Genomic DNA, 8017 nt, shown 5'->3' on the forward strand with positions numbered 1-8017 from the left:
AAAGTTCGGGAATTGCATCAGATGGGCGTGTTTCCGCAGGTCGCCTGCTGAGCCGGGTGCGGCAATAGATTTGCGGTGTCTGCCCGACACGCCGCCTGACCGGCATTCCTTGAATCACTCATCCGTCAGATGCATGATTCTCGCTTTGGAGGGGTCGCATCGAGGCGGTATGGAGGCGGTATGGGACGAGCGGATCTGGCCGGTGCGGCGCATCTGGAGCTGGTTTCTGGTGTGGTGCAGCTGCGCCCGGCAGATGCGGTGCTGGAGGCGATGTTGCATGGTTGGTGTGCTCAGCAGGCCGCGCGCGGGCTGCGACCGGAGACCATCGTGCCGCGGGAGCGGCTGGTGCGCCGGTTCATCGAGTTCACCAATGAGTACCCGTGGCACTGGCTGCCCGGCCATGTGGACGAGTGGACCCAATCGCTGACGGCCGAGGCACATCTGGCGCCGTCGACGATCCGCGGGTACCAGACCGAGCTGCGATTGTTCAGCGAGTACTTGTGCGATGCCCGCTACGGCTGGGCCGTGGAGTGCGAGAAGCAGTTCGGGCCGGGGGTGCATCCGGTGCCGATCTGCCACGAGTGGAACACGATCGCTCATCTGAGCGATTACGAGGGCCGGCCGGAGGCTCGCCCGTTCACGCGTGCGGAGATCCAGCGGTTCCTCGACTACGCCGATGATCAGGTTGAGCGTGCGGTGCGGGCCAAACGCAAAGGCGCCCTTGCCGCGTACCGCGACGCCACAATCTTCAAGGTGATCTACGGATGGGGCTTGCGACGGACCGAAGCAGCGAAGCTGGACCTGGTCGATTTCGGGCGGAACCCGAAGGCCCCGCAGTTCGGGCGCTACGGCATGCTCAACGTCCGCTACGGCAAGGCGAAGAAGGGCCAGCCACCGCGACGGCGAAACGTGTTGTCGGTGATGGACTGGGCAGTGGAGGCGGTCGCCGACTACGTCGAGAATGTCCGGCCGAAGTTCGGCTGCGTCGACCATCCGGCCCTGTGGGTGACCGAAAGGGGCGGGCGGATCAAACCTGTCGAGATCAACGCCCGGTTCGTGGCTTACCGCGATGCCTTGAAGTTTCCGAAAGAACTTGTGCCCCATTCGATTCGTCACTCGTATGTAACCCATCTCACCGAGGACGGCGTCGATCGGCGGTTCATCCAATCCCAGATCGGACACGAGTGCGACAGTTCCACCGCCATCTACACCCACGTCAGCTCCGACTTCATGAATACCATGCTGCAGAAGGCGCTCGCGCCAGCGCTCGACGCGACCATCTCGGCAGGCAAAGACAGATGATGCCCGCCAAGCTCGACTACCACTGGCATCTGCGCAAAGTCATGGCCGACCGCGCCATGTTCGCGACCACCGATCTGATCGGCCCACTGCAACAACGTGGCATCACCTTGTCATCGAGCCAGGTCTACCGCCTCGTCGTCGAACGCCCTGAACGCCTGAGCCTGAAGATCCTGATGGCGCTGCTCGACATCTTGGACTGCACGATGGACGACCTGATCGAGCCGGTTGCGTCGGCCGCGACCGTGACAGGCAGGAAGAAAACCGCCGGAGCCGATGGTGGCGTGGGAGACCTGCGCCCCAAGCGGGCCCGCGTTCGCGGTGCCAGCCTGCCGTGAGCGCCACCGCTGATCGCCGCGCGGTCTCGGACCCGGCCGGGTTCATCACGGATCTCGTCGCTGCGGTCGACAGCCAACTCACACCCGAGCAGACCCGGGCGGTCGTCTCCGCGATTGCCGGCGGTCGAGCGAAATCACGACGACTGGCCACCTTCCTCGCTGACCATCCGGCTGTGCTCAGCGACGGGCGATCGCCGGCGCCACGGGCGATCGGTGACCTGCTGATTGGGCTGCGGGATGCCGGAGCGGCGGTGTCGGCGCCGGTCTGCGCCGAGTGCGGCAAGCAGCTGCGGAGGCTCCAACGAATCGGTCAGGACTGGTATTGCGGATCGTGCAGCCTGCGCCCGGCCCCATGTGCCGGCTGCGGGCGGCTGCGGCGCATCTCGACCCGGGATCGCGCCGGGCAGCCCCGCTGCGCGCAATGCCCGGATCGCGATGATCGGGATCCCATCTCGGTCATCTACGACGTGATCGCCCACCTGGATCCGATCGCCGACCGCGATGTGATCGCAACCGCGGTCCGCAAGCTCGCATCCCGGCCCACGCATCAGCGAAAGATCTGCTGGGCGCTGGAAGCCCAACCCGAATTACTCACCGGTGCAGCCCATCTTGCACCTGTTCGTGCGATCGTGCCGTTGATCGACGCACTCCACGCGGCGAGCATCGCCGGCATCGTCCGACCGGCATGTCCGCGGTGCCATCGCGCCGTCAAGATCGACAAACCGCTCGACGGGCAACGGGTCTGCCGCACCTGCATCGCCCACGCCCGCATCGAGGAATGCGCACGCTGCACGGCCCGGCGCGAACCGGCCACCCGAGACGAACACGGCCGACCACTGTGCTCGAACTGTCTGATCACCGATCCTGACAACCTCGAAGTCTGTCTCAACTGCGGCCGTCGTCGTCCCGTCGACACCCGAACGCCCGACGGCCCACTCTGCCCAGCCTGCCCAGCATTGACGATCGCGACCTGCTCGATCTGCGGCGAGGAAAAGCCTTGCGGGACATCCCGTATCACTGGCCGCCCGTGGTGCCCTGCCTGCCAGAACCGCTCAGCCCGATGCTGCTCATGCGGACAGACCGCCGCCGTGATCTCGGGCACCCTCGCCCAGCCGCACTGCCAAGATTGCACCAGCCGGGCCGTCTGGCACGACTGCCCGACCTGCAGCGACCCGTCCTACCCGCATCCGGGCCAATGCGGTCGCTGCCTGATCAATCAGCGCCTCAACAAGGTCCTCGGCCCGCCGTCGGCGTCGCTTCATCCCGGCCTGCAGACGCTGCGGCACAACATTGCCACCGCCGAACACCCGATCACGGCCGTGCGTTGGCTGACGAACAAATCCGTCGCTCCGGTCCTGGCCGACCTGGCTGCCGGCCGCCGCGACTTGACCCACGAGGCACTCGATGAACTTCCCGACAGCCAGCCGCTGGCCCACCTGCGGCAAGTCCTCGTCGGCGTCGGCGCCCTTCCGCAGCGCGATGAACATATGGTCCGCATCCAGCGGATGGTCGATCAGATCCTGGCCGCTCGGGCCAATCCCGAACAAAGGCAGATCCTGCACCGTTACATAACCTGGCATCTCATCCGCCGGCTGCGGCAACGCAACAACGGCAACCCAGCAACGATCCAGCAGTTCGCGTCCGTCCGCCAGCGCACCTACGGAGCTGTCGCGTTCCTGGACTGGCTCACCGGTAACGGGCTCACCCTCGGCAGCTGTCGGCAAGCCGACCTCGACCGCTGGCTGACCGACGATACCGCGACCCACCGCGGTGTCGCAGGGCATTTCATCCGCTGGGCCCACAACAACAAGCTGATTGGCGTCCGACCTCGCACCCATCGATGGGCCGGCCCCACCCAACCCCTCGATGAACAGCACCGCTGGACGGTCGCCCGACTCCTTCTGCACGACACCAGCCTGAAGCGCGAGGACCGCCTCGCCGGCCTGCTCATCCTGCTCTACGCACAAAACCTAGCCGCCATCTGCCGACTGACCATCGACGACATCGACATCACCAGCGACCCGGTCAGCCTGCGCTTGGGCAGGGCACCCATTCAGCTGCCCGAGCCGGTCTCTGAGATCGCCCGATCCGTTGTCGCCAACCGCAAAGGCCACGCCACAATCGGCGTTCTGACACCCTCCCCCTGGCTTCTCCCCGGCGGGCAGCCCGGACGGCCGATCAGCACCGGCCAGCTCGCCGCTCGACTTAACCGGCTCGGGATCCGCCCCAACCAGGCTCGCAACACCGCGCTGTTCCAGCTGGCCACCGAGATCCCCGCCGTGATCCTGTCCCGCACACTCGGCATCCACACCGACGTCGCCGTTTCCTGGCAACGTCTGTCCGCAGGAGACTGGACCAACTACGCTGCCGAGGTCAGCCAACGCCTGCCACAGCGCTGAGGCATTCGGACAGTTCCGATATCCGACGTCACCATTACACACCAGCGATGACGCCGCGCGGGCCGCGGTGAAGGGACTCGGCGATGCGCTCGGACTGTGAAGGCGGTATGCAAAGGCGGTACACAATGGAAAGAGGCACCTTCCAAGCTCTCGGAAAGTGCCTCTGACCTGTGGTCGGGCTGACAGGATTTGAACCTGCGACCACTTGACCCCCAGTCAAGTGCGCTACCAAACTGCGCCACAGCCCGGTGCCGCCGGAACGTATCCGGCGGCAGGTCGAAAGCCTACCGTAGCTGTCGGTTCCCCTCTGCGGCAAAAGTGGCGTCCGAAAGGCGGTATAAAAGCACTGCGCTGCTGGACCGAGGATCCATACCGTTACGACGAGGCGGGGATACCGGGCGATAGCACAGGTTTTGCCACCAAACCCCCTTGCTGCCGGGTTGATCGCCCGCGCCGCCCAAGCGAAGGTTCCGGCGGCTTGGGTGGCCGGCGACGAGGTCTACGGTGCTGATCCGAAACTGCGTGCCGCCCTCCGCAACCATGGATTGGGTTATGCGCCGACGGTGGCCGCCAACCGGCGAGTCCCGACCGCGGCCGGGCCGATCCGCGTCGACCAACTGCCCCGCCAGCTGCCACCATGGGCGTGGCAGAAACACTCCGCCGGGCACGGCAGCCACGGGCAGCGCTACTACTGCTGGGCCTGGATCGCGCTGAACGCCCAAGACGACACCGACACCGGCGATCACCACGCCCGGCCACCTTGCACACCCTAGGCGCCGTCGCGGGTCAATGCTGGCGCATCGAGGAATCCTTCCAGGCCGCCAGGGGCCTGACCGGACTCGACCAACACCAGGTCCGCCGCTGGCGCTCCTGGCATCGCTGGACCACCCTGGCCATGCTCGCTCACGCCTTCCTGGCCGTGGCCACCGCCGTCGAACGTGACACCCAACCCACCCCCGTTGAGCGGATTGCGTTGACCGTCAATAAATTCCGTCGTCTTTTCGACATGCTGCTACTGACCAACCGCCGCACCACCGCCAGCCTGCTGGCCTGGTCGCACTGGCGACGAAGACACCAATACCGAGCCCAATCATCCCACTACCGACGACAGGAAAACCAATGATCACGAACTACGGCTGCAGTATTAGCTGCGTGGGCCTATCGCGGCAGCGGCCAGTTCGTAGATGGGCTGCGGTGCCTTGGAAGGGGCGCCGCAGTCGTACGGCGGCTGCGGGTCGTATTCGATGCCGAGTTGGATTGCCTGGGCGACCTGGGCGCCGGCAAGTTCTGCGGCCAGTGTCAGAGCGAGGTCGATACCGGCAGAGACACCCGCCCCAGTCATGATACGACCGGCTTTGACGACCCGCTCTTCAGTGGGGCTGGCACCGTAGCTTGCCAGTATGTCGTAGGCCGCCCAGTGAGTCGTGGCGCGTTGGCCGGTCAGCAGGCCGGCGGCGCCGAGGATGAGCGCGCCGGTGCACACTGATGTGGTCCAGGTGCTGTGCGCGTGAGCGCTGCGGACCCAGTCCACGATGGGGTGTCCGTCTCGGGCTATCACACGCGAGGCCCATCCGCCGGGGACGAGGATGACATCGGGCCGTTCAACCTCGCCGAAGCTCGCGTCGACGCGCAGATGCAGGAGGTTGTTGTCGTCATCGATCGTCCCGCGTTCTGCGGCGCACAGGACGACCTGGGCGCCGGGAAGGTTGCTGAAGACCTGGTACGGGCCGACCCAGTCGAGGGCGGTGAAACCGGGGTAGAGGCCGATGGCGATGATCACGATGCGCTCCTGTGGAAGTGTTGGCGGTAGCTGTCGCGGGTCGTGCCAAGGCGTCGTTGGAAGGCCCGGTGCAAGGTTTCCGGACCGCTGAAGCCGGTCTTTGTGGCAACGGTGGCCACGGTCAGGTCGGACGTTTCCAGTAGCGGCAGACCGCTTCCACCCGCAGAGCCTCGACCAGGACGGCTGGGGTGGTGCCGACCGCGGTGCGGAAGACGCGGGCGAAGTTGCGTGGGCTCATCCCGGCTCGCTGTGCCAGTGCCTCGACGGACAGATCCTCGGTCAGATGGTCAGGTAGCCACCGCTGCAGTGCGGCGATAGCTGGCGTATCAGCCGGCTGGCTGCGCAGCTGCACGCTAAACTGCGTCTGGCCGCCAGGGCGGCGCACGAAGACGACCAGCCAGCGGGCGATCAGATGAGCCAGCTGCGCGCCACAGTCGGCTTCGACCATGGCCAGGCTCAGATCAACCCCGGCGGTGACCCCGGCCGAGGTCCATCGGTCGCGGTCTTGGACATAGATGCGGTCGGGTTCGACATTGACCTGTGGGTGTTTGATGGCCAGCCGGTCGCACGAGGCCCAATGTGTCGTGGCCCGGTATCCGTCCAGCAGCCCGGCCGCGGCCAGTGCGAGCGCGCCGGTACAGACCGAGGCCGTTCGCCGTGCCTGTGCCGAGATTCGTCGCAAATCAACCAAGGATTGTTGGTGCTCGATGAGCCGGTCGACGCCGAACCCACCCACGACCAGCAATGTGTCAGTGCCGCTATGGCGGGCAACGTCTGTGATCGAGGCATCGACGGTGACGCCGATACCGCAGTTTGCGCGCACCGGGCCGCCGTTCGGCGAGGCCAGAACCAACCGATAGTGAGGGGCCGCGCCGAGCAGCGTCGCTCCCCGAAACACATCGGCAGGACCGGCCAGATCGAGCAATGTGCAACCGTCAAACAACACCACCGTTACCTGCCGAACCTGATCACCGCGCGCCACACATCGATCCTCGAACACAGCAGGGCTGGCGGCAATGACAAGACTATGACGATTCCTGCCAACTGGCGTGGAACCTACCGCCATCACCCCGGCAAACTATCCACTACGGCTCGCGCGACGTCCGGTTACCGATCCGCGGCGGACGCTGCCGGTGCCCACGTCGAGTGACCAGGCGTGCGCGACTCGGCGAGCAGCCATCCGGTAAACCGCGTGCTCATCGCGGAACCCAATGGCCAGGACATGGCGGGGGTCCTCATCGCCTTGCCGGTAGATCACACGGAATCGCTGCGATCGCTTGTCTGGAATGTCGAACTTGGCTCGTGCGAGTCCAGTGAGGTCGCCGCTGACGTGCCGCACACCGAGTAGCTTGCCCTGCACCCGTCCGTGTTCCAGGTCATCGATGATGATCTGCGCCGCGTCCAACGCGGCCGGGTCGACCTCCTGGACGGCGATCAGGTCACCGGGCACGTCCAACGCAAAAGTAAACCGATGCCGGGCAGGTTGCTGTCGGTGCCCGCTCACGCGGGACGGCCGGCCCGAAGTCGATCGAAGGCCTCATCGACCTCTGCACGGCTCAGCTGCCTCGGCCGTCTCGGGCGAGCCGTCGCGTGCCAGCTCTATGTCGAATGCATCCTCGGCGGCCTCGAGCAAGTTCTCCCACACCGCCACCGGCACGATTACACCCAGCGCACGGGCGGGAAGTTCAGCCCGACGACCCCGGCTACCCGATACGGGTGCAGATGCGCTGCCACCCACACCACCATGGCGCCCAAATCTTGGCCGACCCAGACCGCGCGCTGAACCCCGACGTCGTCGAGCACTCCGATCAGATCCCCGGTAAGTGCTGCGATATCGTAGGCGTCGACGGCCTCCCGACAAGACGATCCACCGTAGCCACGCTGATCCGGGGCGAGCACGAGATAGCCGGCATCCGCCAGCGCGGGGACGATCCGGCGCCACGAGTTAGCCCCGAGCTAGCCCGAGTTAGCCCAGGCTGGAGAAACCATGCGCCTGCTCACGATTTCGACGGCCTCGACAGGTTAGTCGACATCGTCACCGTCTGACCCGTGACCTGGCCTGAGTCGAACCGATACAACCGACTACACCGTCACCAGCCGGTACAGCCCGATAAGTCCGACGGCAATGATCACGGCCCGCAGCGCATTCGGCGACAGCCGCCGTCCGTAGTGACCGCCCACAAACCCGCCGGCCAGTGAGC

General features: G+C 65.8%; 8 protein-coding genes, 1 tRNA gene and 2 pseudogenes. 5 read left to right on the plus strand and 6 right to left on the minus strand.

What is annotated here, in order from left to right:
- Positions 1-180: 180 nt before the first annotated feature.
- From AC2VON_RS12515 to AC2VON_RS12525, 3 genes are read left to right on the plus strand one after another with little or no spacing between them, the layout of a single operon-like run.
- The gene (locus AC2VON_RS12515) at positions 181-1302 is read left to right on the plus strand and encodes a tyrosine-type recombinase/integrase (protein WP_486953253.1); all 1122 of its coding nucleotides are present in this window, start codon (positions 181-183) and stop codon (positions 1300-1302) included.
- On the plus strand, positions 1302-1637 hold the full coding sequence (locus AC2VON_RS12520) for a helix-turn-helix domain-containing protein (protein WP_486953260.1): 336 nt from the start codon (positions 1302-1304) through the stop codon (positions 1635-1637). The genes AC2VON_RS12515 and AC2VON_RS12520 overlap by 1 nt, the downstream gene beginning before the upstream one ends.
- Positions 1634-4036, plus strand: a complete 2403-nt coding sequence (locus AC2VON_RS12525) for a hypothetical protein (RefSeq protein WP_486953254.1) — start codon at positions 1634-1636, stop codon at positions 4034-4036. The genes AC2VON_RS12520 and AC2VON_RS12525 overlap by 4 nt, the downstream gene beginning before the upstream one ends.
- 171 nt (positions 4037-4207) lie before the next feature.
- Here AC2VON_RS12525 and AC2VON_RS12530 read toward each other — a convergent pair.
- Positions 4208-4284, minus strand: a tRNA-Pro gene (locus AC2VON_RS12530).
- A gap of 165 nt (positions 4285-4449) precedes the next feature.
- On the opposite strand from AC2VON_RS12530, the gene AC2VON_RS12535 reads away from it, so the two are divergent.
- Positions 4450-4809 carry a hypothetical protein gene (locus AC2VON_RS12535; protein ID WP_486953255.1) on the plus strand — a complete coding sequence of 120 codons (360 nt, stop codon included), beginning with the start codon at positions 4450-4452 and terminating at the stop codon, positions 4807-4809.
- The gene (locus AC2VON_RS12540) at positions 4797-5159 is read left to right on the plus strand and encodes a hypothetical protein (RefSeq protein ID WP_486953256.1); all 363 of its coding nucleotides are present in this window, start codon (positions 4797-4799) and stop codon (positions 5157-5159) included. The genes AC2VON_RS12535 and AC2VON_RS12540 overlap by 13 nt, the downstream gene beginning before the upstream one ends.
- A gap of 21 nt (positions 5160-5180) precedes the next feature.
- Here the strand turns inward: AC2VON_RS12540 and AC2VON_RS12545 are convergent, their stop codons facing one another.
- The 5 genes and pseudogenes from AC2VON_RS12545 to AC2VON_RS12565 all read right to left on the minus strand — a co-directional run.
- Positions 5181-5816, minus strand: a complete 636-nt coding sequence (locus AC2VON_RS12545) for a DJ-1/PfpI family protein (RefSeq protein WP_486953257.1) — start codon at positions 5814-5816, stop codon at positions 5181-5183.
- 121 nt (positions 5817-5937) lie between these two features.
- Positions 5938-6798: a GlxA family transcriptional regulator gene (locus AC2VON_RS12550; protein ID WP_486953258.1), complete on the minus strand. Its 861-nt coding sequence runs from the start codon at positions 6796-6798 to the stop codon at positions 5938-5940.
- 96 nt (positions 6799-6894) lie between these two features.
- Entirely contained in the window at positions 6895-7266 is a 372-nt protein-coding gene (locus AC2VON_RS12555) for a hypothetical protein (RefSeq protein ID WP_486953259.1), read from the minus strand.
- 227 nt (positions 7267-7493) lie between these two features.
- Positions 7494-7766, minus strand: a pseudogene (locus AC2VON_RS12560) (alpha/beta fold hydrolase); the annotation flags it as partial.
- Between the two features lie 132 nt (positions 7767-7898).
- Positions 7899-8017 (minus strand): annotated as a pseudogene (locus tag AC2VON_RS12565) (sulfite exporter TauE/SafE family protein); the annotation flags it as partial.

Source organism: Mycobacterium sp. TH-M82 (genome assembly GCF_057473605.1).